General features: G+C 58.2%; 26 protein-coding genes. 14 read left to right on the plus strand and 12 right to left on the minus strand.

Annotation, left to right across the window (positions count from 1 at the left end; genetic code table 11):
- Nucleotides 1–50 precede the first annotated feature (50 nt).
- From fliO to fliF, 10 genes are all read right to left on the minus strand, one after another.
- On the minus strand, nt 51–482 hold the full coding sequence (gene fliO / locus BQ9846_RS15550; protein ID WP_075881964.1) for a flagellar biosynthetic protein FliO: 432 nt from the start codon (nt 480–482) through the stop codon (nt 51–53).
- Nucleotides 479–1,051 (minus strand): flagellar motor switch protein FliN, encoded by a 573-nt coding sequence (gene fliN, locus BQ9846_RS15555; RefSeq protein ID WP_075881965.1) that lies wholly within the window; start codon nt 1,049–1,051, stop codon nt 479–481. The genes fliO and fliN overlap by 4 nt, the downstream gene beginning before the upstream one ends.
- Nucleotides 1,048–2,106 (minus strand): flagellar motor switch protein FliM, encoded by a 1,059-nt coding sequence (gene fliM / locus BQ9846_RS15560; protein WP_075881966.1) that lies wholly within the window; start codon nt 2,104–2,106, stop codon nt 1,048–1,050. The genes fliN and fliM overlap by 4 nt, the downstream gene beginning before the upstream one ends.
- A gap of 20 nt (nt 2,107–2,126) precedes the next feature.
- Entirely contained in the window at nt 2,127–2,606 is a 480-nt protein-coding gene (fliL, locus tag BQ9846_RS15565; RefSeq protein ID WP_075881967.1) for a flagellar basal body-associated protein FliL, read from the minus strand.
- A gap of 120 nt (nt 2,607–2,726) precedes the next feature.
- The gene (locus tag BQ9846_RS15570) at nt 2,727–4,127 is read right to left on the minus strand and encodes a flagellar hook-length control protein FliK (protein ID WP_075881968.1); all 1,401 of its coding nucleotides are present in this window, start codon (nt 4,125–4,127) and stop codon (nt 2,727–2,729) included.
- A gap of 18 nt (nt 4,128–4,145) precedes the next feature.
- The gene (gene fliJ / locus BQ9846_RS15575; protein ID WP_075881969.1) at nt 4,146–4,613 is read right to left on the minus strand and encodes a flagellar export protein FliJ; all 468 of its coding nucleotides are present in this window, start codon (nt 4,611–4,613) and stop codon (nt 4,146–4,148) included.
- Nucleotides 4,610–6,016: a flagellar protein export ATPase FliI gene (gene fliI, locus BQ9846_RS15580; protein ID WP_075881970.1), complete on the minus strand. Its 1,407-nt coding sequence runs from the start codon at nt 6,014–6,016 to the stop codon at nt 4,610–4,612. The genes fliJ and fliI overlap by 4 nt, the downstream gene beginning before the upstream one ends.
- 4 nt (nt 6,017–6,020) lie before the next feature.
- On the minus strand, nt 6,021–6,806 hold the full coding sequence (gene fliH / locus BQ9846_RS15585; RefSeq protein ID WP_075881971.1) for a flagellar assembly protein FliH: 786 nt from the start codon (nt 6,804–6,806) through the stop codon (nt 6,021–6,023).
- On the minus strand, nt 6,799–7,806 hold the full coding sequence (fliG, locus tag BQ9846_RS15590; RefSeq protein ID WP_075881972.1) for a flagellar motor switch protein FliG: 1,008 nt from the start codon (nt 7,804–7,806) through the stop codon (nt 6,799–6,801). The genes fliH and fliG overlap by 8 nt, the downstream gene beginning before the upstream one ends.
- Nucleotides 7,803–9,578 (minus strand): flagellar basal-body MS-ring/collar protein FliF, encoded by a 1,776-nt coding sequence (gene fliF / locus BQ9846_RS15595; RefSeq protein ID WP_075881973.1) that lies wholly within the window; start codon nt 9,576–9,578, stop codon nt 7,803–7,805. The genes fliG and fliF overlap by 4 nt, the downstream gene beginning before the upstream one ends.
- A gap of 256 nt (nt 9,579–9,834) precedes the next feature.
- On the opposite strand from fliF, the gene fliE reads away from it, so the two are divergent.
- Nucleotides 9,835–10,164, plus strand: coding sequence for a flagellar hook-basal body complex protein FliE (fliE, locus tag BQ9846_RS15600; RefSeq protein ID WP_075881974.1), 330 nt, complete (start codon nt 9,835–9,837; stop codon nt 10,162–10,164).
- 16 nt (nt 10,165–10,180) lie between these two features.
- On the opposite strand, the gene BQ9846_RS15605 is transcribed toward fliE, so the two are convergent.
- Together BQ9846_RS15605 and BQ9846_RS15610 are read right to left on the minus strand one after the other, a co-directional pair.
- The gene (locus BQ9846_RS15605) at nt 10,181–10,549 is read right to left on the minus strand and encodes a flagellar protein FlaG (RefSeq protein WP_075881975.1); all 369 of its coding nucleotides are present in this window, start codon (nt 10,547–10,549) and stop codon (nt 10,181–10,183) included.
- 214 nt (nt 10,550–10,763) lie between these two features.
- Nucleotides 10,764–12,380: a methyl-accepting chemotaxis protein gene (locus BQ9846_RS15610; protein WP_075881976.1), complete on the minus strand. Its 1,617-nt coding sequence runs from the start codon at nt 12,378–12,380 to the stop codon at nt 10,764–10,766.
- Between the two features lie 351 nt (nt 12,381–12,731).
- Here BQ9846_RS15610 and BQ9846_RS15615 point away from each other — a divergent pair, with 351 nt between their 5' ends.
- From BQ9846_RS15615 to BQ9846_RS15675, 13 genes are all read left to right on the plus strand, one after another.
- On the plus strand, nt 12,732–14,423 hold the full coding sequence (locus BQ9846_RS15615) for a PilZ domain-containing protein (RefSeq protein ID WP_075881977.1): 1,692 nt from the start codon (nt 12,732–12,734) through the stop codon (nt 14,421–14,423).
- A gap of 110 nt (nt 14,424–14,533) precedes the next feature.
- Complete coding sequence (gene fliS, locus BQ9846_RS15620; protein ID WP_075881978.1) at nt 14,534–14,950, plus strand: flagellar export chaperone FliS; 417 nt, start codon at nt 14,534–14,536, stop codon at nt 14,948–14,950.
- Nucleotides 14,951–14,957: 7 nt separating this feature from the next.
- Nucleotides 14,958–15,371, plus strand: a complete 414-nt coding sequence (locus BQ9846_RS15625) for a flagellar protein FliT (RefSeq protein WP_075881979.1) — start codon at nt 14,958–14,960, stop codon at nt 15,369–15,371.
- Entirely contained in the window at nt 15,368–16,693 is a 1,326-nt protein-coding gene (fliK, locus tag BQ9846_RS15630; RefSeq protein WP_075881980.1) for a flagellar hook-length control protein FliK, read from the plus strand. The genes BQ9846_RS15625 and fliK overlap by 4 nt, the downstream gene beginning before the upstream one ends.
- Nucleotides 16,677–16,970 (plus strand): EscU/YscU/HrcU family type III secretion system export apparatus switch protein, encoded by a 294-nt coding sequence (locus BQ9846_RS15635; protein ID WP_075881981.1) that lies wholly within the window; start codon nt 16,677–16,679, stop codon nt 16,968–16,970. The genes fliK and BQ9846_RS15635 overlap by 17 nt, the downstream gene beginning before the upstream one ends.
- A gap of 106 nt (nt 16,971–17,076) precedes the next feature.
- Nucleotides 17,077–17,460: a flagellar transcriptional regulator FlhD gene (gene flhD / locus BQ9846_RS15640; RefSeq protein ID WP_075881982.1), complete on the plus strand. Its 384-nt coding sequence runs from the start codon at nt 17,077–17,079 to the stop codon at nt 17,458–17,460.
- Complete coding sequence (gene flhC, locus BQ9846_RS15645) at nt 17,457–17,996, plus strand: flagellar transcriptional regulator FlhC (RefSeq protein ID WP_075881983.1); 540 nt, start codon at nt 17,457–17,459, stop codon at nt 17,994–17,996. The genes flhD and flhC overlap by 4 nt, the downstream gene beginning before the upstream one ends.
- Before the next feature lie 168 nt (nt 17,997–18,164).
- Complete coding sequence (motA, locus tag BQ9846_RS15650; RefSeq protein ID WP_075881984.1) at nt 18,165–19,034, plus strand: flagellar motor stator protein MotA; 870 nt, start codon at nt 18,165–18,167, stop codon at nt 19,032–19,034.
- Nucleotides 19,031–19,975, plus strand: a complete 945-nt coding sequence (motB, locus tag BQ9846_RS15655) for a flagellar motor protein MotB (RefSeq protein ID WP_075881985.1) — start codon at nt 19,031–19,033, stop codon at nt 19,973–19,975. Before motA ends, motB begins: the two co-directional genes overlap by 4 nt.
- A 43-nt stretch (nt 19,976–20,018) precedes the next feature.
- Nucleotides 20,019–22,181 carry a chemotaxis protein CheA gene (cheA, locus tag BQ9846_RS15660; RefSeq protein WP_075881986.1) on the plus strand — a complete coding sequence of 721 codons (2,163 nt, stop codon included), beginning with the start codon at nt 20,019–20,021 and terminating at the stop codon, nt 22,179–22,181.
- Nucleotides 22,178–22,678 (plus strand): chemotaxis protein CheW, encoded by a 501-nt coding sequence (gene cheW, locus BQ9846_RS15665; RefSeq protein ID WP_075881987.1) that lies wholly within the window; start codon nt 22,178–22,180, stop codon nt 22,676–22,678. Before cheA ends, cheW begins: the two co-directional genes overlap by 4 nt.
- A 247-nt stretch (nt 22,679–22,925) precedes the next feature.
- Entirely contained in the window at nt 22,926–25,139 is a 2,214-nt protein-coding gene (locus BQ9846_RS15670; protein WP_075881988.1) for a methyl-accepting chemotaxis protein, read from the plus strand.
- Nucleotides 25,136–26,005, plus strand: a complete 870-nt coding sequence (locus tag BQ9846_RS15675; RefSeq protein WP_075881989.1) for a CheR family methyltransferase — start codon at nt 25,136–25,138, stop codon at nt 26,003–26,005. Before BQ9846_RS15670 ends, BQ9846_RS15675 begins: the two co-directional genes overlap by 4 nt.
- Nucleotides 26,006–26,034 lie beyond the last annotated feature (29 nt).

Genomic DNA, 26,034 nt, shown 5'->3' on the forward strand with positions numbered 1-26,034 from the left:
ATATTTGGACGGCGGTGTTGGCATGGACGTGAAAGCGGGCATCCTATGGGTCATGGCGCTGTATCTGAATCGGAGGATGCGGAGCCACCCTGGCTTGTGCGCTGCTTTTGGAGCGCTTTAGCAAAGCGTTGCGAGAAACGCGAGCTTGGCGCGTTATCGTTGGCAGAAGGACTAGGGGCGGAAAGTTCGTGCAGTTTGCTAATGTGCCCATTACCTACTCCTAACACGAGCCAAGTGCCTTCAACATCCACGATCACCACACGCTCGCGGTTGCCAACCGCCGTGCTGCCCACTACTTTGAGGTTGGCGCTTTGGTGCGAACCCTGCCGTGACCAGCGTTTGAGAAACGCCGAGCAGATAAAAATGATGGCCAGAACAAGCGCTAGCGCCGCTGCGGTTTTTCCCAACGCCGCCATACCAATGAGAGCATCGCTGCTCCCGGCAGAAGAGATGGCGCTGTTGGTTGTGGCCTCTGTGCTCATCGGTTCAGCTTATGAATCCGCTCAGAGGGGGTGATAATTTCGGTAATACGAATGCCGTATTTGTCTTCGATGACCACGACTTCGCCCTGGGCAATCAAATAGCCGTTGATCAGAATATCCATCGGCTCGCCGGCCAAGCCATCAAGCTCAATGACCGAGCCCTGGGCGAGTTCGAGCAGTTGTTTGATGGTGAGTTTGGTGCGCCCTAACTCAACGGTTAGCTTGACCGGGATATCCATGATCATTTCAAGATCACGGGAAGCGCCGTTGCCGTTTTGTTGATTCAGCGGAGGAAAGACATCGCTACTGGCCTCTTTTGCTTTGGGTGGCTCAGGGGCTGGCGCTTCTTCTTCCTGCTCAGAGGCGTCTTCTTCGGCCGCCTGCTGCTCGGCCATTGCGGCCGCCCAAGGGTCATCCTCTTCAGCGCTGTCGGCATCGCTATCGCTGGTCTCTTGCTCAGACATCGCGGCGGCCCAATCGTCATCAGAGATGTTCTGATCATCCGTTTCTTGGTTGTCGGCGTTTTGATTGTCGGCGCTCTGATCGTCCGGCTTGTTGGGATCAGTCATGCTTTCGATTCCTTGGCTTTCTGTCGCGTAGACTCGTTAATAAAGTCGTTGGACGAGACGTTATTCATGGCGGCGTGGTCATACATACGCAAAACACGTAGGGCGCGCTGCTGATTCTGGCTACCGAACTGGCACTCCATGACGGGCACCCCATCGACATGGGCATTGACTGTTTCGGGGATCTCAACCGGGAGAACATCGCCTTTTTTCAGTCCCATGATCTCGGCAATACGGCTAGGGATGTGGGCAAACTCCGCCACCAGCTCCACTTCCGACTGTCTTAGTTCGCTCGCCATGCGCTTGCTCCAGGTGCCATCCTGGTCATGGTTGCTGTCATTGATCGGGTTGGCGAGCAGGTCGCGCAAAGGCTCGATCATCGCATACGGCATGCAGACCTGAAAGTTACTGGCCAAGTTGCCCACTTCAAGGTTGAACTTGGTATTGACCACTATCTCATTGGGCGAGTTGGTGATATTGGCGAATTTGGATTGCACCTCGGAGCGTAAGAAATTGATATCCAAAGGGTAGACAACTTTCCATGCCTCTTCGTACGCCTCGATTGCCAGGTTGAGCAAACGCTGGATAATGCGCTGTTCAGTATTGGTGAACTCGCGCCCGTCGGACTTGGTGACAAAACGGCCATCACCGCCAAACAAGTTATCCACCACCATAAAAACCAGATTAGGCGGAAAGACGAAGAGGGCGGAGCCGCGCAGCGGTTTCATGGCGACGATATTAAGGTTGGTCGGCACCGGCACATTGCGCGCAAAATCGCTGAAACTCTGGTAGCGCACGGACTCAACGGTGATATCCGCGCTGCGCCGGATCAAGTTGAAGAGCCCGGTACGGAAATAGCGGGCAAAACGCTCGTTGATAAAGTCCAGCGCATGCAGGCGCTCGCGGATGACACGGTGCTGCGTGGAAGGGTCATAGGGGCGAATACGTGATTCGTCATCCCGCTGCTGACCCGACGATGAAGAGGACTCCTCGTCACCGCTGACCCCTTTGAGCAAGGCATCAATTTCTTCCTGGGACAGTAGATCGTCCTGTGACATGACGGCTCCGAGTTCCCGGGTTATTGCACAATGAATTCAGTGAAAAGCACTTCACGTAAATCCAAAGGCGCTTGGTTTTCAGCGAGTGGCTCACTCAGGGCGTCGATGATCTCTCGTGAAAGCGCACGCTTGCCCTCTGGAGAGGTGAGTTCACTGGCTTTTTTGCCTGACAACAGCATGAGTAAACGGCTGCGTACTTGGGGCATATGCTCTGCTAGGATCTCTTTGCTCTGCTCGTTGCCAACCCGCAGCGTAATGCCGGTATAGAGCAGCCGCGAGCCGCCGCGGTCGCTCTCAAGGTTGACCGTAAAGGGTTCGATATCAAGAAAAATAGGCGATTGGCGCTCGGGCTGAACCTGGGCCTGAGCCTCGGCGCTACTGCCGTTACCCTCCTGGTTCATGACCATATAGATGGCCGCTGCGGCTCCCGCGGAGGAGAGCAGTACGAGGAGTATCATTACCCAAAGCAGTTTTTTGGATCCGCCGCTTGTCTCTGCCATTGTGTTTCCCGTGATGCTTAGGCGCGAGCGGGCATTATGCCCAATGCGCTTATTCGTGATGAAATGAACAGGCTCGCTACGCGAGCCTATCTTTTAGCTTAAGAGTGAGAAGATGACCCATTAGGCATATAAGTCCACGCGGCCGTCGATGGCTACTGTTCTCGACGGTAATGGCGCTTCGCTTATGTCTTCACCATCGCCTTCCAGCATATTGCCCGCCTGGCCGGGGGTGCCACCGCCACCGGCGAGTTCGGCATCACCGTTTTGTTGGCGCTGCTCGCCCACCGAGGTTTCGGCCAAGGAGATACCTTGCTCGGCCAGCGCCTCACGCAGCTGAGGAATGGCTTGTTCGATGACCTGGCGAACCTGTGCATGGGACGAGAGGAAGTGGGCCTGCGTGCCCTGCTCGCTCATCTTGAGTGAAATCGACAGTGGCCCCAGCTCCACCGGGTTTAGCTGTAGCTGAACGTGCTGCTCCCCGCCGCGCTGGGCAAACTGCACCAGTCGCTGGCCGAGCTGTTGTGGCCAAGCGGGACTTGTCACCGGCGTGGCAACGCTGCTTTGTGCCGCGCCTTGGGAGAGGCCGCTGGCGCTATTTTGCAGCGCGGCGGCAGAAGAGCCGGGCCCATTTAACCCCGCTTGAAGGGTGCTAGGCAGCTCAAAATTAGGTGTCTGCGTCGCACTGTTACTGCTGCTAGAAAGAGCCGCAAGCAGCGCCTCGCTGCTGATACGGGGGCTATTCGTCGCCGTGCCATCAAGAAGCGACAGCGCTCGGTTAGCTGTCTCACCTTGAGATGTGTCACCTGATGCCTGGGCACTCGCGCGCATCGCCGCGAGTGACGGCGAAAAGAGCGTAGAAGCGTTCGACGCCTTGTTGCTATTCGTTGCTGCCCCCTGTGCCGTGCTGTTTTGCAGCGCGGCGACACCGCTAAGCAGAGCCGCTAGTTGATCGGCGACCTCATTCCCTTCGCCACTAAGACCCTCCAGAGCCGTAGCAAGTGTTTGTTGTTCCTGCTGTAAGCCTGCAGCATCACTTGCATTAGCACTTTCAGATGACACATCAAAAGCCGACATCAACTGAAGCCGTTGAGCGATTTCAGATAGCGGTGAGGCTGTATCTGATTGCTCACCGTTTATCCACTCAGCGCCAAGGAGGGCCTCGGCTCCTGCGCTGGCATTAAGGGAGTCCGTCAGCGCTTGTAGCGCATCCATCAGCGCGGGCTGCTGGCGAATCTGCTCCATCAGCGCCTGCATGTCGGCTTGCTGGAGCTGCTCTTCGCTGAGGCCGAGTGCTTGGAGTTGGCCCGCAATCTGCTCAAGCGACACGGCGCTGCCGCTGCTTTTGGCTTGGCCGCTGGCGGCTTGTGCGAGGGAGCTAGGCGAGGTGCGGCTAAGCGAGGTGTGCGATGCTTGACTAAAGGCCTGCAAGAAACCGTTTGCCTGCGCATCGCCTGAGCGACCGGCAGACGCGGCGGTATTGGGTTGGCCTGGTTGCATCGAAAGCAGTGCATGAATGTTCATAATGCGTCCCTGACACCGTTACTGCGGTGTCTCAGATTGCTGGCGCGCCAAACGGCTGGTCACCAGATCGTCGTTAATCTTCTGTTCTTGGCGCGCGCTGCGACGCTGCGCTTCGAGTAAACGGCGCGAAGCCAGCGTATCGTAGGAGGAGAGCTTGCGCTGTTCTTGGCGCCACTGCTCTTGGCTTTTCTCTACGCGTCTTTGCTGGTCTGCAAGCGCTTGCTGGGCGCGGCTTAAGGCGGCGTCCAACGAAGCGAGAAATTGCTGATAATTGTACATGCTGGCCGGGTCAATGCCCTGGCGCATCGCGCTTTGCAGCCGCTCGCTGTACTCCGCCCGGTAGCGGTGTAGCGCTTGCAGCTGCGCATGCGTTTGCTGCTCGGTTTGACGCTCTTTCGCCAGCAGTTGCCCGGCTTGGTCGCGGGCATCCTTGGCGAGCTCCGAGAGCATCTCAAGTTGTGATGTGCCTGATGGGGATGTACTCATGCTTTCCCTCCAGTGGCCTGCTTACCGGCCACGGCGTCTAAGGCTTGCCGCGATGCTTCCATCGTCGCACACTCGTCAATATTTTGTTGTAAGAAGTGCTCAAGCTCAGGGAACCGCTTGACCGCTTCATCGAGCTGCGGGTCGTGCCCCGGCGTGTACGCGCCAACGCTGATCAAATCGCGGTTGCGCTGGTAGCGCGAAAACAGGCGCTTAAAGTTACGCGCATTACGTTGCTGCTGTTCATCCGTGATCGCTGTCATGGCGCGACTAATAGAGGCCTCTATGTCGATTGCCGGATAGTGTCCCGCCTCGGCTAATGAGCGTGATAGTACAATATGACCATCTAGAATAGCACGTGCTGAATCGGCGATGGGATCCTGTTGGTCATCACCTTCGGTGAGCACCGTATAAAACGCGGTAATCGAGCCGCCACCGCGCTCCGCATTCCCCGCCCGCTCGACCAGGCTTGGCAACTTGGCGAACACCGACGGCGGATAGCCCTTAGTGGCGGGGGGCTCGCCGATCGCCAGCGCAATCTCACGCTGCGCCATGGCGTAACGGGTGAGCGAATCCATGATCAGCAGGACATTACGCCCCTCATCGCGGAAGCCCTCGGCTAAGCGCGTGGCGTAGGCCGCCCCCTGCAGGCGCTGCAGCGGTGAGGTGTCGGCAGGGGCGGCAACCACGACGGCGCGCCGACGCCCTTCAGGGCCGAGAATATTGTCGATAAAGTCTTGGACTTCGCGGCCACGCTCACCGATAAGCCCCACCACGATCACATCGGCCCGCGTATAGCGGGCCATCATGCCGAGAAGCACGGATTTACCCACCCCGGAGCCGGCAAATAGCCCCATGCGCTGGCCACGCCCAACGCTTAAGAGCGCGTTGATCGCACGGATACCCACGTCGATCTGCTCATCGATCGGCGCGCGCGAGAGCGGGTTTAACGGCGCGGTGCTGAGCGTTGCCCTTGGTGCCTCTTCAACGCTTTCGCGGTCATCCAGCGGGTTGCCGTTGCCATCGAGCACGCGCCCCAAAAGGCTTTCGCCTAGCGGAAAGCGGCGGGCACTGTGTCCGGCGTCGCTCAGCGGCGAGACGCGCGCGCCGGGCATTAATCCCGAAATCTCTTCCAGCGGCATCAAGTAGAGCTTGTCACCGGCGAAGCCCACCACCTCGGCTTCAGCGTAGAGGGCGCTTTGGCCTAAACGACCGTCGCTGCCGGGTAGTTCGATGCGACAGGCGCTCCCCACCGCGACTTTGAGCCCCACCACTTCGATCACCATGCCGGTGGCGCGCACCACCCGCCCGCTTATGCGGTAGTGTGGCAGCTGCTCGACGCGTTTGTGCGTGCGTCGCAGTGCCGTTTGCCAGCGCTGGTGATGGAGGGAGGTCGCGGTCGTCATGGCGTTACTCGGCCGTGTTATCTGGCGATGCGTGATCGCGGGAGGCTGGCGTGTGCCGCTGGCGGGTTTGCGACTGTATCGCCTGCCAGCGACTCTCAAAGGTGGCGTCCAGTTCTCCTTGAGCGCTCGTCACACGGCATCCGCCACGCGCGAGCTGATCATCGGGTTGCAGTTTCCAGTTGGCGGCACGCAGCTCGTCACCTAGGTGCTGCTCGACAATGTCATGGTCGTCAGGGTGTAGCCACAGGCGCTGCTGGCCCACTAAAGGGGGCTCGGTATGCAGTAGTTGCCGCACGGTATCGAGAATATGCTCGGGCGAGGCCTTGAGTGCGTCGCTGGCGAGCTGCTTGCCGGTGGCAAGGGCCAAGTCGACGAGGTCGTGGGCGACGGTGTCGTCAAGGCGGGCGAGCGCCTCGTGAAACTGCTTGGCCAGCGTTTTCAAGGGGGCAATGGTCTGCTTTACCTGTTGCTCAAGCTCCTTGTCCGCTTGCTCGCGCCCCTCTTGAAGGCCTTGTTCATGCCCCCTTTGTTGCCCGCGCTCAAAGCCAGCTTGGTAGCCTTCCTCTTCGGCCTGACGGCGAACCTTGTCGTAAAGGGCTTGGCGCTCTTGCTCTTCGCGTTTACGCGCCGCTTCGGCGGCTTTTTTCGCGGCCGCCACCCTGCGCTTGTGCTCGTCAGCGGGAGACGTTTGCTCGCCGGATTTGCGCCGAACGGGCTCGCTCAGCTCGTCCATTTGCCAGCGCCGCCAATTGCCATGGCGGTCAAACTCGGCGGTCTGAAAATCAGACATATTCGTCGTCCCCGCCGGCTAAGACGATTTCGCCCGCATCGGCTAGGCGGCGTACCACCTGAAGAATGGCTTTTTGCTCGGTTTCCACTTGTGAAACTCGGATAGGGCCGCGGGCTTCCATGTCTTCCCGCACAAGATCTGCCGCGCGCTGCGACATATTGCGCAGGAATTTGTCGACCAGCTCGTCTTCGGCACCCTTGAGCGCGACCACCAGCGAGTTGGTGTCGACCTCTTGAAGGACCATCTGAATCGCCCGGTTGTCGAGGTCGAGCAGGTTTTCGAACAGGAACATCTCGTCGATGATCTTTTGCGCCAAGTCCTCGCTGTGGGAGCGCACGGTCTCGATGGCGGTCTCTTCCTGAGAAGAGTTCATCAGGTTGAGAATCTCGGCCGCGGTTCTTACGCCACCCATTTTGCTGCGCTTGAGGTTTTGACCTTCGAGCATGCTGCTAAGCACTTCGGTTAACTCCTGCAGCGCCGCTGGCTGGACACCGCTGAATGTGGCGACACGCAGGACAACGTCGTTACGCAGTTTCTCATCAAACAGCTCCAGAATATCGGCGGCTTGGTGACGCTCAAGGTGAACCAAAATAGTGGCGATGATCTGCGGGTGCTCGTCGCGGATCAGCTCGGACACCATCGAGGCTTCCATGAGATTCAGCGCATCAATGCCCGAGTTCTCGCCGGTGGTTTCGAGAATATCCTCAATCAGACTCGACGCACGCTCGCTGCCGAGCGCTTTCGTGAGTACCGAGCGGATATGGTCGCTGGAGTTGAGGTTCAGCGCCACGAACTCCTCGGTCTCTTCATGGAACGCTTCCAGCACCGCCTTCATGTCTTCATGCGAGACCTGCTGCAGCTTTGTCATCTCCATACTGATCTCTTGCACCTCGTTAGCACCGAGGTACTTAAACACTTCCGCGGCACTGTCCTCGTCGAGGGCGAGAAGTAGGATGGCGCTTTTACGAGCGCCGCTCATTTCTGCGACTGCGCTACTCATTTCGAATGCATCCAGCTGCGAATGATCATGGCCACCATACGGGGGTCTTCTTGGGCCATTTCACGAAGATCATTGAGGTTGTGCTCATAAAGCGACGTTTTACGCTTGCGCTTGGGCTTGCGATACGTCTCTTCCGCTTCTTCACCGCCCTCGGCGCCCTCCTCGCCTTCTTCATCGTCTCCGCCTACGCTGGCGTGAAGGGTGCCGCCGCCCGGCAAGGCGGTCGCCACGACCGGCGGCTGCGTGTAACGCTTGATCAGCGGACGCAGAATCAGCAAGTAGAGCAGCAGCGCGGCTAGGCCCACGAGCAAGTAGCGACCTAAATTCGCTGCCATCTCAAGCACCTCGGGGCGTTGCCACCACTCGGTTGTGTCTTCCTCTTCGCGCGGCTGGGCAAACGGCGTGTTAACCACGTCGATGGCATCGTCGCGCGCGGGTGAAAAGCCAATCGCTTGGCGAACCAGGCGTTCGATTTGCTGCACTTCCTGGTCGCTGAGGGCAACCTGCTCCCACTCACCCTCTTCGTTCATCTCTTCGCGGTAGTTGACCACGACGGCGGCGGTCAAGCGCTCAATTTGCCCTAGGCGGTGCTGAATATGCTCGACGCTGCGGTCAACTTCGTAATTGACGACGTCGTCTTGGTTCAGGCGGCGCAGGTTGCCGGTGTTATTTTCGCCATCCTCGCCTTCAGCCTCTCCATCGCCTTCTTCGTCTTCCGGCGCATTGATGGGGGAGGGTGCGACACCCGGGGGTGTGTTGCTCAGCGCACCCGGGATCCCGGTGGCGAGGGGGTTTTCGCCATCAAGCGAGAGGCTCGTCTGGCGGCTGCGCACGGCGGCTTCGTTGGGCGGCTGGTTGGGGCCATACGTTTCAGAGGTTTGCTCGCGGCGCGAAAAGTCGATTTTCGCCGCCACCTGTGCGCGAATGTTATCACCGCCCAGAATGGGCGTGAGGATGTTCTCGATGCGTCGCTGATAGGAGCGCTCGACCTCTGCGATGTACTCCAACTGAGAGCCGTCTAAATCATTACTGCCCCCTGTATCCGCAGAGAGTAGGCGGCCATCTTGATTGACCACGGAAACATCTTCGGCAGCAAGCTCCGGCACGCTGCTCGAGACCATGTGAACAATGGCGCTCACTTGGCCCTGGCCCAATACCCGCCCCGGCAGCAGGGTAAGAACCACCGAAGCTTTGGCGGCTTCGCGGTCACGGATAAATACCGACGGCTTGGCCATCGACAAGTGAACGCGGGCATCCTCAACGGGGGCCAGCGATTCAATCGACTGGGCGAGCTCGCCCTCAAGGCCACGCTGATAATTGACCTGTTCGGCAAATTGACTGATACCGAACGCCTGGTCGTCCATGAGTTCCAGGCCGATATTGCCGCCACGAGGCAGACCTTGCTCGGCGAGCTGCAGGCGCAGGGTGTGCACGTTTTCGCTGGGCACCAGCAAGGCTTGTCCGCCGTCGCTAAAACGGTAAGGGACGCCGCGGGTATCAAGTTCGCTGATGATGCGCCCGCCATCGGCTTCGCTGAGGTTGCTATAGAGCACGCGGTATTCTGGGCTACTTGCCCACATAAACAGCGCCGCGATGATCGCCACGCTCGCCGCGCCCGCAATGAGGAGAACGACCAGCGGGTTGCCCCGCAGCTGCTGTGTGACGCGCTCAAACGCAGACGGGGCAGGCTGATGGCTCGCCTGCCCACTGTCTTGCTGAGAGGATTGTGTCGTGCTGTTTTGACGGCCCGTTGCTGTGCCGGTTTCGCTCATGCGCTCCTCCGAGAAGGCAAGCAAAACCGGTCACGGCCCAGGCGCATCACCAAAGAAGGCATAGGCTGTATCCGTCAATCGCGATTGTCCGCCATTGTGCTGATGCGGAATTATGATGGACGCCATTATCCGGTGGCACGTCGAGCCTAAAGGAACGAAAAGCCTAGGTTTTTATACGCATTTGTTCGCATGAGGAGAGTGGTACCGGTGTTAGGCTTTGTCCATTATTCCATTTTTTAGCGCTTAAGGCATGTTTATGAGCTCACCGGCGATTCAATCCGCGTTGCAGCAGATGCAACAGCTAGCTAGCCAAGCCAGTCAGCAGCCCCTTCAGGGGTCGCAAGTCTCAACAGCGGTGGGTCAAGGAAGTTTCGGTAGTGAGCTGCAAGCGTCTATTCAGCGTATTAATCGTCTGCAGCAAACCGCTAACAGCCAAGCCGTGGCGTTCCAGTCGGGGGAGTCCGATCTGGCGCTTAACGAAGTCATGGCGGATATGCAGAAGGCAAGCGTTGCTTTCCAGATGGGCATGCAGGTGCGTAACCGCTTGGTGACGGCCTACAAGGATGTGATGAACATGCAGGTGTAGCGCGTGGGTAGGGGGCTTAAGCGCTTAAATCAATTAGCCCGCCTTGCAACTCATTGAGTCGCTCGGCGATGCGTAACACCTCTTCCGCAGGAATCTGCCGGATAACCTCGCCCGACTCACGGTCAACGACCCGCGTAATCACGCGCGAACTCTCATCGCTTAAATCAAACTCCAGACCGCGTTGACTCATTACCTCATTGATTCTTTGCAGCGGCTCAACGAGCGCGCCTGGCGTCGTCGCATCGGTGTTGCTCTCCGCTTGGGCAAGCTGCGAGCCAGCAGCGGGCAGTTTATCCAGCACGCTCTCTAAGCGTTGGCGAGGTGTGACATCGTGTAGTGATGACATTGAAAGCGTATGAGTCGCATCGATTAAGGGTGAGCTCATATCGGATTCCTCTTTTTAGTGCCCCTATAGCCGCCTAGTGGGTCATCAAGGCAGCTAACCGGTAGGGCGTTTATTTTTTTATGGCCTCGTAGGTCCTATCGGCAGCAACGCCCAGATCTTTAAATTTTGTAACGCCAATAACAGAGCGTCAAAACAGTATAGTGAATAACGCTCAAGCTGCCAGATAGCCCAACGCGTAACGCGACGGTATGCGTTACGCGTTGGGTGCCGCTAACCGTTGATGGGCATGGTGTAAGTCACTATCGGGTAGAAAGGCAAACGTGCTGTGTGCTAGACCATTGATTTCCGTATTAAGCGAGTTTGCGGACTGGTTGTAATGCTGCATGCAGGCGGCGCTATCCTGGGTGGTGCGCTCGATGTCATTGATCGCTTGGCTGATTTGCTGAACCCCGATGCTTTGCTCCTGGGTCGCCGCGCTGATTTCCCCCATTAAGTCGTTCACGCGATAGCTCGCCTCCCGAATGCTGTCCATAACCTCGGCGGCTTCGTCGGCGCTGGTGCAGCCGGCTTTTACGCTGGCCTGCGCTTGGGCAATCAACGCTTGAACTTGCTTCGCCGCGTGGGCGGATTGCTCGGCAAGCCCGCGAACCTCTTGCGCGACCACGGAGAAGCCCCGTCCATGCTCGCCCGCGCGCGCGGCTTCCACTGAGGCATTGAGCGCTAATAAATTGGTCTGAAACGCAATTTTGTCGATGGTGTCGACCATGCCCGCCATGTTTTGCGTCTGCTGCGTCATGTTGGCAATGGCGTCGTTAAGTTGCGCCACGATGCGGTGACCGCGGTCCACTTCCTCGACGTTGCTTAGGGAGGCTTGACTGGCAAGCTGTGCGTTTTCAGCGCTTTGCGCCACGGTGGAGGAGATTTGCTCGGCGCTGGCCGCGGTTTGTTGCACAGCACTTGCTTGCTTCTCAATTCGGCTCCCCATGGCGTGATTGCTGTGGGCGAGGTCAGAGACAGACGGACGCACGACCTCCACCCGATGGCTGATGGAGTTGATCAGCGCCTCTAATGATTGGCGCATAAAACTCATGGTGTTAAGGGTGTGGTTCATATCGCTGCGGCCGACGTTGTCCGGTTGAGCGGTGAGATTGCCCGCCGCGAGCTGGAGCGAAAAGTCGGCGGCAAGCTCCATAAAACGCACTTGGCGTCGATGGTTCAGCCAGTGATGCGCGCCTAGGACAACCCCCGCTACCGTGCCGAGGGCGGCTGTCCATCCGGTGGGGCTGGTCATGGTCACGCTTGCGCTGGCGCCGACCGCGGCAACCGTCAGTGCAATGGCGGCGCTGGTGAGCGCGGCGCGATGGTCTTGATTGCCGGGCGATGAGCGTGCCGGGAGTAACCAGCGGGCCAAGCCGCGCCGGTAAGCGGTGCCGTGTTTGACCACGTAGCGCTTTTCCCCTTGCTGAAGGCTTTGATACACCTTGGCGGCGTGGGCGATTTCCGTCTCATTGGCTTTCACGCGAATGGAAACATAGCCGGTAACCGCGCCTTGGCTTCTCACCGGAACCACGTTCGCGCGTACCCAGTAGTGGCTGCCATCTTTGCGCCGGTTTTTGACCACACCGGTCCAGTAGTGCCCCTTTTGTAAGTCGTGCCACATGTCCGCAAAGACAATGGCGGGCATATCGGGGGGGCGCACAATGTTATGCAACGAGCCGTGCAGCTCCGCATAAGAGTAGCCGGAAATATCGATAAAGCGCTGATTGGCATAGGTAATCCGACTCGTGAGATCCGTTTTGGAAATGAGAACATCGTCTTCCTGGATCTCTTGGAGCGCCGGGTCGGTATCAAGCGTGCTGAGGGAGTGCATCAAAAACGTCCTTGCGCGAGCAACTCGCTGAAGTGGGTAATGACATTGAGTGAGAGCTAGTCAATAAAGCCTAAAACCTGATTGTTATATTTAGTAAAAAGCGTGACCTTTTGTACATGGATGTGGGCGATTTGAGGCGTTGAACCTACAAAAGGTTGACCTATGTCAGACTGTTTTACACGTCTGTTGGCGGTGACGAGTATTAGCCTAAGTGTTCTGCGTTTTTGCGTTAGAAATGTTGCGCTGGCTATGCGCTAGGTGAAGGGGTTCTGGTATCCTTCAGCGCGGCATTAAGGCATTCGCCTTAACCGCTTGGTTTATCGTTAAGGGATATTGGGAAGCGAGGCGAGGATGTCAGCGCACGAAGATGAATATGAGCGGGTCGCCGGGGCGATTGCGATTGAGTCTCTGCTTGAGGGGTTGATCGAAAGCGGCGGCGTCTCGCTGTGCTTGAATGAGCCTGACGCACGCCCGGAGCCGATTGTGCTGATGGAGCAGCACGCCGGCGAAACGCTGGTGATGGACCTCTCCTCGGTCGATTATCTGCTATCCCGCCTGCAAGATGGCGCCACTTTCTTCTTGCGCGGTCAGTCGCAGGGAAAAGTGGTACGCACGCCATCGCTCGAACTGACCGAAGTGCGCCACGCCGGAGGGCGCTATTTATGCTGTAGCGATTACCCGGCGTATCTCGATGTGCTCCAGCGGCGTGAGTCATTCCGCGCCGAGCTGCGAATGGGCATGGAAGTGCCGGTGACGCTGTTTGGCCATGACGATTTGGCCGTCCAGGGGGAACTAAAAGATTTATCCCAGGAGGGGTGTCAGGTCGAGCTACCCCTGACAGCCACTGGCATTCTCGCGCAGGCGGACGCCGAGCCGATTAAGATGGCGTTTAAGTTTCCCGATGGCACCTATTTTGAAGTCCAAGGCGAGGTGCGCCATCAAAAAACCGACCCTGACCAGCAACTGCTGCGGATTGGTTTCCGCTTTACCCACTGCAGCGCCGACCAAGAGCGGCAAATTTGGTATTTCGTCTGCGAAATTGAGCGTGAAGCGTCGCGCTACAAGAAAGATAACCAAGCGGGACGGCAGCCATCTCCCCTATTTGAGGCGCCACAAAAGCGTGCCAGCGGCGATCATATTGGCCGGCGCGAATTAAAGCATTACGCCACGCCGATGGCGCGGCGCTTAGCCAAAGTGGCGGCCTATCTCGATTCGCAGATGCTGCTGTTGCAAAATGGCAGCGATGTCAATTCGCGCCAGCTTTCGCGCTACGCCGACCGGTTGATGACGCTGCACGAAGAGGACCGCGAGGCCCTGCTGTTCGCCACTCGCTGCATGACGCGCGAGCCGCTCCTGGTGCGGCATAGCCTCTCGGTAGCCGTGCATCTATTGGATTTGGTGGGCACCCATATTCCCCACGATCTGCGCAAAGCCATCACAGCGAGCGCCATGGTGCATGATTTGGGTAAAGCGCTCGTGCCCCAAGTGCTGTTTCAGGCGGCGAAGTTTGAAGGCACGCACCGCAGCGCGATGAGCGAGCACGTCGACCTGATTATGTCGCGGCTCAACAACTGCCACTGGCTATCGGCGCGTATTGCCCAGGCGGTCATTGGCGGTATCAATGAGCGCATGGACGGTAGCGGCTACCCGAAAGGGCTTAACGGTGATCAGCTGCACGAGTTGGCAAAAGCCAGCGCCATTGTCGATGTGGTGGAGGCGATGCGTCGGGACCGGGCCGACCGACCGGCGCGCACCGTGCAGCAAATTTATCGCCACCTGTTAAAGAACCCGCATCAGTTTGATCCGCGCTGGATAAAGCGTTACGTCGAGCACTTTAAAGCCCTCCCGATCGGCTCTTTGGTGCGCTTTTCCAGCGAACAATTGGCCTGGGTGCTGCGTTTGGATGCCAAAGGTAACCCCACAGAGGTGCAAGTGGCCAAGTGCGCCGAGCCGCCTTCCAACGATAACTTAGGCGGCCTCATTCGTGGCAATGTGACCGAGCGCCTCGGGCGGCCGGTGGGCGAAGTGGCGGTGTCGACCTAAGGCCGGCGTAAGGCGTAAGTAAAAAACAGCGCCTGGCGTTAAAGTCACCTGAGTAAGCGCCGATATAAAAAGGGTACCAGCGGTTTACTTCATGATAGGAGTTTGTATTTATGACTTACTCACGCGGCGCCAGTGCCTACGGCCGAGGAGCCAACGCCTATGCAAGGGTCGGTGTCGAGAGCGGGGTGATGTCGGCGAACCCGCATCAGCTGATTGTGATGCTGTTTGACGGCGCTCAGGCGGCTATTCGTGCGGCACGCATTCACATGCAGTCGGGTAATATCGGCGAGAAGGGCAAGTCGATCTCGAAAGCGCTAGATATTATCAACAACGGCCTTGCCGCAGCGCTCGACCAAGAAAAGGGCGGTGAAATTGCGGAACGGCTGGGCTCGCTTTATGAGTACATTGTCAGGCTCTTGTTGGCGGCCAATTTGCGTAACGATGAGGAGAGCCTCGATCAAGCGGAGAAGCTGCTTGAAGATATCGCCTCCGCATGGCGAGAAATTGGCCAACAGCAAAGCGCATGAGGCATGCATGTCAGCGTCTAATCCCCGCCACGACCCGGTGACACCGCAGGCTTTGCTGGATGCGTATGCCGTACTGCTGGATAGTGCCGCGCACATGCATGAGCTGGCGAATGCGGAAGAGTGGGCGTCGCTTATCGAGCAGCGCACTCACTACGTCATGCTGGTGGATAAGTTGCGACAGCTCGACGCGGCGGTGACGCTAGATGAGCGCATGCAGCAGCGCAAAGCGGAGCTTCTGGAGGCGATTCTTGAGCACGATGTCGAGATTCGTCGCCAGCTGGTGGCGCGCCGAGACGAGCTGGGGAAGTTGATCGGTGTCTCTCAGAGTCAGCGCCGTTTACACCGCGCTTATGCACCGCAACAGGGCAATTCAGAAGCATTTTATGCGCTAGGTGAGGCGGATACCAAGAGGTCCACGTGAGCGGTATCACGCCGTTAATCGACACCTTGATGCACCAAGTGCTGGGCAAGCGCGCGGACGGCTCACCGCGGGTTCTCAACGAGCCCGTGCGCCCTGTCGACCCGGGCGAAGGGCCGCGCCCCCTGCACAGTGATTCACGTCTAGACGCCCGCTCGGATCCGCGATTAAACGACCTACGCCGATTACCCCCGCAGCTCGATTTGCCTCGCCAGGGCGCGCGTGGTGACCTCCCACCGCAGGGCCAAAGTTCCATCCAGACGCACTTTAGCCCCGCTGCGCGCAGCATTGCCGATCTTCTCCTGCGCTTTCCCGCGCCCCCTTCCGTGTTACGGACCGAAGCGCCTTTGATGTCGACATCCGAAACCGCATCACCGCAAACCCTGGCGACGCGGTTGGAGTCGAGCATCCGCGATAGTGGTCTATTTTACGAATCGCATCTAAAGCGCTGGTTTCAAGGCGAAGGCTCGCGGCAGCAGTTATTGCGCGAGCCCCAGATGCAGCCCGGTATTCGGCCGCCGCCGCCCTCGCTGGCGAACTTGGCGCTAGGGGGCGCTGGGAGTGCCGGTTGGGGCGTGGTCAACAACCCTCAGGCCCCCAATGCGCCTGCGCTTTTACTCCCCTCTCCTGTGCCTTTTGTGGTGCCGGAAAGGTCAAGCCTGAACCTGATACTCCAGGGCCTTCAAGGCGGTCAGCTGGGCCAGGGCGGGCAAAGCAGTCAAGGCGGCGGAAGCGCATTGATCCAGCCTGGTAGCGTGTTATTGCCCGTTGCCAGCAGCGTGGAGGGCGCCGCGTCGCGTGGGCCCAACGCACAGGGTGGCGTGGCGCTCAATGTCACGCCGGATGCCTCGCGTGGCGAACTCGCCGGTGCCCGCGAAATGCTTGAGATGGGCTCGGCGCGTCAGTCGCGAGATGTTGTCCATGAGAGCCTGCAGAGTATGGTGCGCCAGCAGTTGGAAATGCTGGTAATGCCGACGATCCGCTGGGAGGGCGACGTTTGGGCGGGGATCTTCATGGCCCTGGTGGTCAATCTCCCCACCCGGGAAGAGGAGTCGGGCGGCGAAGAGAAAAGCGGCGAGGAGCGAGATGGCTGGCGCTCTGAAATGCGCCTTGAGGTGCCGAACCTGGGCGATTTAGAGGTCGCCCTGTGGCTCTATCGGGGTGTGTTAAGCGTTGACCTCACCACGGAGAGCGAAGCGGTTCACCAGCGCTTGGAGGAGGGTGTGCCCGCCCTTGAAGAGCGTCTCTCGGCGCTGGATTTGCGCAAAGTGCAGGTGCGGGCGCGCTATATAACGCAGGAGGATTCCCATGAGCTCTCCGGGTGAGCGCCGGCGCCAGGCCGTTGCGCTTGCGTACCAAAGCGATGAGGGTGCGCCGCGCGTTGTGGCCAAAGGGTACGGCGAGTTGGCCGAGCGGATCATGGCCGAAGCGCAGCGCCAGGGCATCTACGTTCACGATGCGCCGGAGCTGGTCGCGCTTTTGATGCAGCTCGATCTGGATGAAGAGATACCCGCAAGCCTTTACCAAGTCGTGGCCGAGCTTTTGGTGTGGGTATTTGAGCTTTCCGAAGGCGGCGTGCGCCCCCGCGATGCGCCCGAGTAGCCAATATAGCCATTGTATGCAACCATGCAGCTGATAGGTTTACCTATAAAGGGTGCATATAGAGCGGGTGAACCATGGACTTACCGGGTCGTTTCCATAGGGCAGCATGAGTCAAACCAGCTTTCTCGACGAAATTCAAGAAATCAACTTAGCCTACTTGCTTCTTGCCCAGCGCCTGCTGGGAGAGGATCGCGAGGCGGGCATGTTTCGTCTCAAAATTGACACCGAGATGGCGGATCTTCTCTTGGCGCTCAATGCAAGGCAGTTAACCCAGCTGGCGCGGACCAACCAGCTGCTGTGCCGGCTGACCCCCCTCAGTGCCGAGCAGATACGCCAAGTGACGCACAACCCCCGTGACCAGGGCTTGGCGGGGTTACATACCTCGCTGCTGTTGGCCGGTGAGGCGCCTAAGGCCCCGGCTAAGCGCCAAACGCAGACGCCGCCGACAACGCCACCCAAGGCGCCCGACCCAGATGAGGAGCCGCAGTGAGCCAGAAAAGCTTGGTGGATGAGATGCACCAGGTGCAGCTGGCCATCGAGTTAATTGAGCTAGGTGCACGGCTACAGGTGCTGGAGACAGAGACGGAGTTAAGCCGCACGCGGTTAATTAAGCTTTATAAAGAGGTGCGTGGTATGTCGCCGCCGAAGGGGATGCTGCCCTTCTCCGCCGACTGGTTCATCACTTGGCTACCCAACATCCACTCATCGCTTTTTTACAATATCTATCTCAGCCTGATTGAGGGTGAGGAGTGTGAACGCATCGATGCGTTTGTCAAAGCGTTCCGCCTCTATGATGAGCAAATTACCCTTGAGGGCGTTGAGCCGGCGCTAGGACTGACGCGCGCCTGGACCCTAGTGCGTTTTTTCGAAAGCGATCTGTTACAGCTAAACGCGTGTACCCGCTGTAGCGGTCGCTTTGTGGCGCACGCGCACAGCCCTGCGCAGGATTACGTCTGCGGCATTTGTCAGCCCCCCTCGCGTGCAGGAAAAACCCGCAAGGCCTCCGACAAAAAAACATCGCGCTAGCGGCTTAAGCCTGCATGGCCGTTTAAGTCGTGCAAAAAAGCGCCGATTATATGGATGCAGCGCAACGGGGATGGTACTTTTTCATCAGCGCCGGTATTAAAGCGTTGCGCATTGATTCGCTGCCGAAAAGGCTTTTCTGGCGACAAAAGACTAGCAAGGAAACTGCTTGTGCTTATTCCTCTAGGATATTTAGTAGTGCTGCTCTCGGTATTTGGCGGCTATGTATTAGCGGGTGGCAGCCTTGGGCCGCTGTTCCAGCCAACGGAGCTGTTGATGATTGGTGGCGCGGGGGTTGGGGCCTTCATTGCGGCCAACAACGGCAAAGCGCTGAAGGCGACCTTCAAAATCTTTCCCAAGTTAAAGCGGACAAAAAAATACAACAAAGCCATGTACATGGAGCTCATGGCGCTGCAGTTTAAGCTGCTTTCCAAGATTCGCCGCGAAGGGATGCTCGGCATCGAGCGGGATATTGATAACCCGCAAGAGAGCCCGCTGTTCCAAGAGCACCCCAAGCTGCTGGCCGATCCGCATATCATGAATTTTCTCACCGACTATTTACGTTTGATGGTGAGTGGCGGCATGGAGCCGATGGAAATCGACGAACTCATGCTGCACGAAATTGAGGCGTTTGAGCAGGAGTCTCACATTCCCATTGATGCGATTGCCAAAGTAGGGGACGCCATGCCCGCCTTTGGTATCGTTGCCGCCGTCATGGGGGTCGTAAAGGCGCTGACCTATGCCGATGCCAGCCCGGAGCAGTTAGGTGTCATGATTGCCCATGCGCTGGTGGGCACCTTCTTGGGTATTTTGCTCGGTTATGGCTTTGTGAATCCCGTCGCGAGCTACCTCGACCGTCAGGCCAAAGAGGCCGAAAAGATGCTGCAATGCATCCGCGTGACGCTGCTGGCGAGCCTGCACGGCTATGCGCCCCAGATCGCCGTGGAGTTTGGTCGCAAAGCGCTGTTCACCGCTGAGCGTCCAAGCTTCACGGAGCTTGAAGAGTACGTACGCGACGCCAAGAAGGCAGGCGGTGCATGAGCCAGGGCGGTGATAAGCGCCCCATTGTGATTCGGCGCAAGAAAGTGGTTCACGCCCACCACGGCGGGTCGTGGAAGATCGCGTTGGCAGACTTTATGACCGCGCTCATGGCGCTTTTTTTGGTGATGTGGATATTGGCCACCGCCAGCGAGGAGCAGCGCCAGGGGGTTTCAGAATATTTTAGCATGCCGCTAACCGTTGCCATCACAGGAGGGGATCGCTCCGGTAGTACCAGTGCGATCCCCGGCGGTGGCCCGGATCCGGCCCATTCCGACGGCGAGCGCGCCCGCATCGATACGCTGCAACACACGCGCCCCAGCAGCCAGCAGCGGCGCTTTTTTCGTAATGTGCAAGAGCGCATTGAGCAAGCTATCGCCTTGGACCCCGAGCTTAACCAGCTGCGCAATCAGATGCGCTTTGACCTTACTCGCGAAGGGCTGCGGATTCAGCTACTCGATACCGAACAGCGCCCCATGTTTGAGCTAGGCAGCGATCAGGTCGCGCCCTATATGCGCGATCTGTTGCGCACGATCGCCCCCCTTTTGAATGACCTGCCCAATGATCTGAGTATCGGTGGCCATACGGATAGCGTGCCGTATAGCGGGGGGTATCGCGGTTACAGCAACTGGGAGCTCTCCAGCGACCGGGCTAACGCCTCACGACGCGAACTTATTGCCGGCGGTCTTGACCCGGGTCAATTGCTGCGGGTTTCAGGCTTTGCCGACCGCGTTACTCTACCGGATACAGAGCCAGATGATCCGGTCAATCGCCGCATTGAGCTTGTGGTGCTGCTGCCAGAGATCGCTGAGGCGATCCGCAACCCCAGCGTGACGGCAGAGATGCCGTCACCGGTTCCCATGCCGGTTCCCGGCTTGGAGGAGAATGCAAGCACAGACGAGTCGAGAGACAACTTTCCACAACTGCCACAAAGCAATGAGTAGCGGGCGGTTGACATAAAATACGACGTACAAGGTGGGATGGTGCATGGATATCACGGATTTTTTTGACACCTTTTTTGAAGAAGCCGAAGAGCTGCTTGCGGATATGGAGCAGCACTTGCTGGAGCTGGATGTCGAAGATCCGGACAGCGAACAGCTAAACGCCATTTTCCGCGCCGCCCACTCGATTAAAGGCGGGGCGGGCACGTTCGGCTTCACGGCGCTGCAAAAAACAACGCATATTTTTGAGAACCTGCTCGACCATGCACGCAAAGGCGAGCTTGCGTTGCGAGCTGACCTCGTTGACACGTTTTTAGAGGCGAAAGACATCATGCACGAACAACTCGATGCCTACCGCAACGAGGAAGAGCCCGATCAGGAGGCTTTTGAGCGCATTTGCCAAACGCTGCAGCAGATTGCCCTTGAAGAGATCGGCAAAGGCCTGGAAGCGGCGGAAGGTGCCCCCATTGCCAATGCCACGTCTTCAAGCGAGGCCGATAAGGCGCCTGCTGAAAAAGCGCCCCAGAGTGAGCCGGCTGCCGATACAAGCGGCGAAGAGGAGAAGCCCGCCGCCTCCGGCGACATGCTCAAAGTCGCGCTGCTCAACGTGGGTGAAAAAGACCGCGACCTGCTAGTGGAGGAGCTTGAGCAGCTTGGCGAGGTAGTGTCCCACTCGGGAGACGAAGCGCGCTACGAAGTCATTCTCCAGGGCAATACCAGCGCCGACGATATTGAAGCGGTGATGTGCTTTATTATCGAGCCTGAGCAGGTGGAAGTCACCGCCCTTGAAGGCGAGACCCCCACGCCCGCGGAGAGCGCCCCGCAGGAGCCGGCGAAGGACCAGTCGAAGGAGCCGGCGCCGGCGCGAGAGAAAGCGCCCGCCGAAGCACCCGCTCAACCCGCGCCCAACGCCGAGAAAAAGCCGGAGAAGAAACCCGAGAAAAAAGCTGAAAAACCCAAGTCCAAAAAAGCCGCCGCGGAGTCCTCATCGATTCGGGTGTCCGTCGACAAGGTGGACCAGATCATCAACCTGGTCGGCGAGTTGATTATTACCCAGTCCATGCTCGATCAGACGGTGAGCGACCTGGATGAGCAGAACAGTTCGCTGCAAAACGGCATGAGCCTGCTCCAGCGTAACGCGCGGGATCTGCAAGAGTCGGTGATGTCGATTCGTATGATTCCGATGGAGTTTGTCTTCAGCCGTTTCCCTCGCGTGGTACGCGATACGGCGGGCAAGTTGGGCAAAGATATCGAGCTTGTCACCGAAGGCAAGTCCACCGAGCTCGACAAAAGCCTGGTTGAGCGCATTACCGACCCGCTAACGCACTTGGTGCGTAATAGCCTGGATCACGGCATCGAAATGCCTGACGAGCGTGAGGCGGCGGGTAAGCCGCGAACCGGCAAGTTGACGCTCTCGGCTCGTCATCAGGGCGGCAACATCCTCATCGAGGTCAAAGACGATGGCGCCGGCATGGATCGCGAAAAACTCTTGGAAAAAGCCCGAGAAAACGGCCTTAACGTCTCCGACACCATGACGGACGAAGACGTTTGGCAGCTGATTTTCGCCCCCGGTTTTTCCACCGCCAAAGAAGTGACCGATGTGTCCGGGCGGGGCGTGGGCATGGACGTGGTGAAGCGTAATATCCAAGGCATGGGCGGCCGCGTGGAAATTCAGTCGAAAAAGGGCGAAGGCACCAACACGCGTATTGTCCTGCCATTGACGCTGGCGATTCTGGACGGCATGTCGATCAAGGTCGGCGCCGAGACCTTTATCCTGCCGCTGTCCGCGGTGCTTGAGTCGCTGCAGCCCGCCAAGGAAGATATGTACGCCATGGCCGGCGACGACGTGGTGCTTAAAGTGCGCGACGAATACTTACCCGTGATCGCCATCCACGAAGTGCTCGACGTGGAGAATGCGATCACCGATCCGACCAAAAGCATTGCCGTCATCGTTCAAGGTGAAGGGCGCCGCTATGCCATGCTGGTTGACGAGTTGATCGGCCAGCAGCAAGTGGTGGTGAAAAATCTAGAAGATAATTACCGCAAAGTGCCAGGCATCTCAGCAGCGACCATCCTCGGCGATGGCAGCGTGTCGTTGATTCTGGATATTACCGGGCTACACCGCTTAAGCCGGGCGAAAAAAGAGTCAGGCAAACAACCGGTCAATCAACAAAATTCGATGTTCTTTAAGGAGGCAGAGCCGTCATGAGCCAGGCTAACAACGATGCGGTGCTGGCCGCCGCAGAAGCAGAAAACCGTGAATTTTTGGTCTTCTCGCTAGGGGATGAAGAGTACGCGATCGATATCCTTAAAGTGCAGGAGATTCGCGGTTATGAAAACGTCACACGGATTGCCAATGCCCCCGATTTTATCAAAGGGGTCACCAACCTGCGTGGCGTGATCGTGCCCATTGTCGATTTGCGCATTAAGTTTCACTTGGACAGCGTTGAGTACGGTGGCCAAACCGTGGTCATCGTGGTCAACGTCGCCGATCGCATTGTCGGCATCGTGGTGGATGGCGTCTCGGATGTGATGACACTCACGCCGGAGCAAATCAAGCCCGCCCCCGAGTTTGGCGTCACCCTCTCATCCGACTTCCTCAGTGGCTTGGGCAGTCTCGAGGATCGCATGCTGGTGCTGGTGGATATCGACAAACTGCTGACCAGTGAAGAGATGGCGCTAGTGGATAGCACCAGCAATCGCTAAGCGTACGGTGAAATAGCCGTACCTAATGAACCGTACGAATAGGCCACGAATCGACCCGTACCCATAACGCAGGGACGCGTTAGCACGCCGCTTTTCATGTATTGCCGCTGTTTCTTGAGCATAAAGGCGGCACCATGCGCCGTTGTGGAGCGGTCACGGTGCATGACTACCCCTACGGCTGACACAAAACGTGTCGCCCTATAAAAATTAAAACCCCGACGAAATAACGCGAACGTAAGGCATAACAATGCGAAATAACCAACCGGTGACTCAACGCGAAGTTGAGCTCAACGATGACGACTTTTTGGTTTCCCGAACCGATTTAAAGGGTTGCCTCACTTATGCCAATCCGGCTTTTATTGAGATTAGCGGCTTTGAGCACGACGAATTGATAGGGTCGCCGCACAATGTGATTCGTCACCCGGATATGCCGCCCGCTGCGTTTGAGAACCTCTGGCGCACCATTAAAGCGGGCGACACCTGGCAGGGGTTGGTTAAGAACCGTTGCAAAAACGGTGACCACTACTGGGTGGATGCCAGTGTGTCACCGATTACCGAAGGCGATGACGTGATTGGTTACGCCTCCGTGCGGGTAAAGGCAAGCCGCGACGCCATCGCCCGCGCCGAGCGCGTTTACGCCGCCATGCGTGACGGCCGAAACGCAAAGGTGTATTTAGATAAAGGGCGCATCCGTCAGCGCGGACTTGTTGCCCGCTTATCGCGTGTACGTCTCGATACCATTCGAGCCAAGCTAACGGGCATGATCGCGGTGGCGGGCATTTTGCTACTCGCTACCAGCGGGATGGGGCTATACGGCCTGCAGGAAGCAGGGGATCGCTTGGAGCGACTCAACAACGACGGCCTACGCGATGTGATCCGCCTGCAGCAGATTGATCAAACCATCGCCCAGGCGCGCCAAGCGATGATTGAGCCGGAGCGGATGGCGCTGATCGATCAGCGCTTTGAGATGGGCGAAGAGATACAAGCGCAAGCCGGTGAAGTGGAGGCCGCGTGGGAGGCGTACTACTCCCGCGAGGTGAATAGCGGCGAGCTCACGCAGGAATTTGATCAGCAGCTGCAAGCGTTTCTACAGCAAGGCATGAACCGCGCCGCCGACGTGCTGCAAGCGGAAGATACCTACGTCGCGTTCACCGGCCTCGATGAAGTGATCAACGTGATGAATCGCGACGGGAAGACGATCTCGACGCTGGTGAACCAGCTGATTGGGCAGAAACAGCGCGCGGCGGAAGCCATGGCGGTCGAGGCGGAAGAGGGCCAAACGCTGATGCTCTCGGCGCAATCGGTGGTGCTGATCGTGGGCTTAGTGGTGCTGGCGCTACTCGGTGCGCTGACCCTACGGGCGATTACACGGCCGTTGAAAAGCGCCGCGCGCTTTACCCTGCAAATCGCGGGCGGCAATTTGGCGGTGAAAGTGCCCCCGCCGCGCCGGGATGAAGTGGGCCATCTGATGGATACGCTGAACACCATGCGCAAAAGCCTCAACAGCATCATTGGCGACGTGAAAAGCGGCATCGACGTGGTGACCCCCTCGGCACGGGATATCGCCAGCGGCAATGAAGAGTTGTCAGCCCGCACCGAGCAGCAGGCGGCGTCTTTGCAGCAAACGGCGTCGAGCATGGAAGAGATGACCACCACGGTGCGCCAGAATAGCGACAACGCGCAACAAGCGCGGCGTCTGGCGCAAAATAACAATGCCCGCGTGACGCAAACCAACGAATTGATGGGCGAGCTGGTGGCCAATATGGATCGCATCACCCATAGCGCCAAAAAGATGACCGACATCATTGATGTGATCGACTCCATCGCCTTCCAAACCAATATACTCGCGCTGAATGCATCGGTTGAGGCCGCGCGGGCCGGCGAGCACGGGCGGGGCTTTGCCGTTGTCGCTGACGAAGTACGCAAACTCGCCGGGCGCAGCGCCGACGCTTCGGGTGAAATTCGCCAGCTTATTGACGGCTCTAACCGCGATATTAACGACGGCGCCGGGCTGGTGAAAAGAGCCGAAGAGGCGATCGCCGAGGTCATTCAAGCGACACAAGGCGTGACGCAAATCATGAATGAAATCTCCTCCGCCTCTGAAGAGCAGAGTCGCGGTATTGCGGAAGTTAACCAGGCCGTGGTCGAGATGGATCAAGCCACCCAGCAAAATGCAGTGCGCGTACAGGAAACAGCGCGTGCGGCGGTGGCACTTGAACAGCAGGCATCGCTGCTCTCGCTATCGGTGGAAGCCTTCCGCTTGAATTCGAGCGGCTCGTTGCGTCCGGTTGCATTGCAGCATACTGTAAACGCGAGCGCGAAGCCGTCTGGCCGCCTACCGGATCGCCAAAGCGATAGCGATGAGCGCCGCGAAACTCGGTCGACGCTGTTAGAAAACCGGTCGGAAAAACGGCCGGATAAACGGCAGCCGGCCGTTGTGGATGATTGGGAGGAGTTTTGACACAGCAACGTGAAGGAACGGACGCCGGCCAGTGGGCGTCAAGTAGCCAAATCGAACGCGATCTGGTACTGACAGACGCCGATTTTACCCGGATCCGCGAGCTGATTTATCAGCGCGCGGGTATCGTATTGGCCGAGCATAAGCGTGAAATGGTCTACAGCCGCTTAGCCAAGCGGCTGCGTCACCATGGCCTGACACGCTTTAGCGACTACCTTTCGCGTCTTGAGCGTCAGCCGGATGCGAAAGAGTGGGAAGCGTTCACCAACGCGTTGACCACCAACCTCACGGCGTTTTTCCGTGAGGCGCACCACTTTCCGCTGTTAGCGGAGCACATTAAGCACAGAACCGGCCCGGTCAATATCTGGTGCGCGGCGGCGTCGACCGGCGAAGAGCCCTACTCCATCGCCATGACGCTCTTGGAGACCCTCGGCCCTAAGGCCAGCCAGGCCAAAGTGGTGGCGACCGATATCGATACCGAGGCGCTGCAGAAGGCGCGCACGGGGGTCTACCCCCTTGAACAGGTGAATAAGCTGGACGAAGTGCGCATTAAGCGCTTCTTTCAAAAGGGAACCGGGCGTCGTATCGGCTTGGCGCGGGTACGGCCCGAGGTTTCCGAGCTGGTCGAGTTCCTGCCGCTGAACTTGCTGGCCCCTAAGTGGCCGGTGAAAGGCCCGTTTGATGCGATTTTTTGTCGCAACATCATGATCTATTTCGACAAAGACACCCAGGCCAAAATCCTTAAGCGCTTTGCGCCGCTGCTAAAACCCGACGGTATTTTGTTTGCCGGGCACTCCGAGAACTTTTCCTATATCAGCAGCGAATTCAAGCTACGCGGGCAGACAGTGTATACATTGGCGCCCAAATAGCGGGTGCTTAGACGGTTTAACTCTCGATA

The organism is Vreelandella massiliensis (assembly GCF_900155385.1).
Classification (GTDB): Bacteria; Pseudomonadota; Gammaproteobacteria; order Pseudomonadales; family Halomonadaceae; genus Vreelandella; species Vreelandella massiliensis.

Coding starts and splice junctions, on each gene's coding strand:
- fliO (WP_075881964.1), bottom strand. CDS start 482: ATGAGCACAGAGGCCACAACCAACAGCGCCATCTCTTCTGCCGGGAGC.
- fliN (WP_075881965.1), bottom strand. CDS start 1,051: ATGACTGATCCCAACAAGCCGGACGATCAGAGCGCCGACAATCAAAAC.
- fliM (WP_075881966.1), bottom strand. CDS start 2,106: ATGTCACAGGACGATCTACTGTCCCAGGAAGAAATTGATGCCTTGCTC.
- fliL (WP_075881967.1), bottom strand. CDS start 2,606: ATGGCAGAGACAAGCGGCGGATCCAAAAAACTGCTTTGGGTAATGATA.
- BQ9846_RS15570 (WP_075881968.1), bottom strand. CDS start 4,127: ATGAACATTCATGCACTGCTTTCGATGCAACCAGGCCAACCCAATACC.
- fliJ (WP_075881969.1), bottom strand. CDS start 4,613: ATGAGTACATCCCCATCAGGCACATCACAACTTGAGATGCTCTCGGAG.
- fliI (WP_075881970.1), bottom strand. CDS start 6,016: ATGACGACCGCGACCTCCCTCCATCACCAGCGCTGGCAAACGGCACTG.
- fliH (WP_075881971.1), bottom strand. CDS start 6,806: ATGTCTGATTTTCAGACCGCCGAGTTTGACCGCCATGGCAATTGGCGG.
- fliG (WP_075881972.1), bottom strand. CDS start 7,806: ATGAGTAGCGCAGTCGCAGAAATGAGCGGCGCTCGTAAAAGCGCCATC.
- fliF (WP_075881973.1), bottom strand. CDS start 9,578: ATGAGCGAAACCGGCACAGCAACGGGCCGTCAAAACAGCACGACACAA.
- fliE (WP_075881974.1), top strand. CDS start 9,835: ATGAGCTCACCGGCGATTCAATCCGCGTTGCAGCAGATGCAACAGCTA.
- BQ9846_RS15605 (WP_075881975.1), bottom strand. CDS start 10,549: ATGAGCTCACCCTTAATCGATGCGACTCATACGCTTTCAATGTCATCA.
- BQ9846_RS15610 (WP_075881976.1), bottom strand. CDS start 12,380: ATGCACTCCCTCAGCACGCTTGATACCGACCCGGCGCTCCAAGAGATC.
- BQ9846_RS15615 (WP_075881977.1), top strand. CDS start 12,732: ATGTCAGCGCACGAAGATGAATATGAGCGGGTCGCCGGGGCGATTGCG.
- fliS (WP_075881978.1), top strand. CDS start 14,534: ATGACTTACTCACGCGGCGCCAGTGCCTACGGCCGAGGAGCCAACGCC.
- BQ9846_RS15625 (WP_075881979.1), top strand. CDS start 14,958: ATGTCAGCGTCTAATCCCCGCCACGACCCGGTGACACCGCAGGCTTTG.
- BQ9846_RS15635 (WP_075881981.1), top strand. CDS start 16,677: ATGAGCTCTCCGGGTGAGCGCCGGCGCCAGGCCGTTGCGCTTGCGTAC.
- flhD (WP_075881982.1), top strand. CDS start 17,077: ATGAGTCAAACCAGCTTTCTCGACGAAATTCAAGAAATCAACTTAGCC.
- motB (WP_075881985.1), top strand. CDS start 19,031: ATGAGCCAGGGCGGTGATAAGCGCCCCATTGTGATTCGGCGCAAGAAA.
- cheA (WP_075881986.1), top strand. CDS start 20,019: ATGGATATCACGGATTTTTTTGACACCTTTTTTGAAGAAGCCGAAGAG.
- cheW (WP_075881987.1), top strand. CDS start 22,178: ATGAGCCAGGCTAACAACGATGCGGTGCTGGCCGCCGCAGAAGCAGAA.
- BQ9846_RS15670 (WP_075881988.1), top strand. CDS start 22,926: ATGCGAAATAACCAACCGGTGACTCAACGCGAAGTTGAGCTCAACGAT.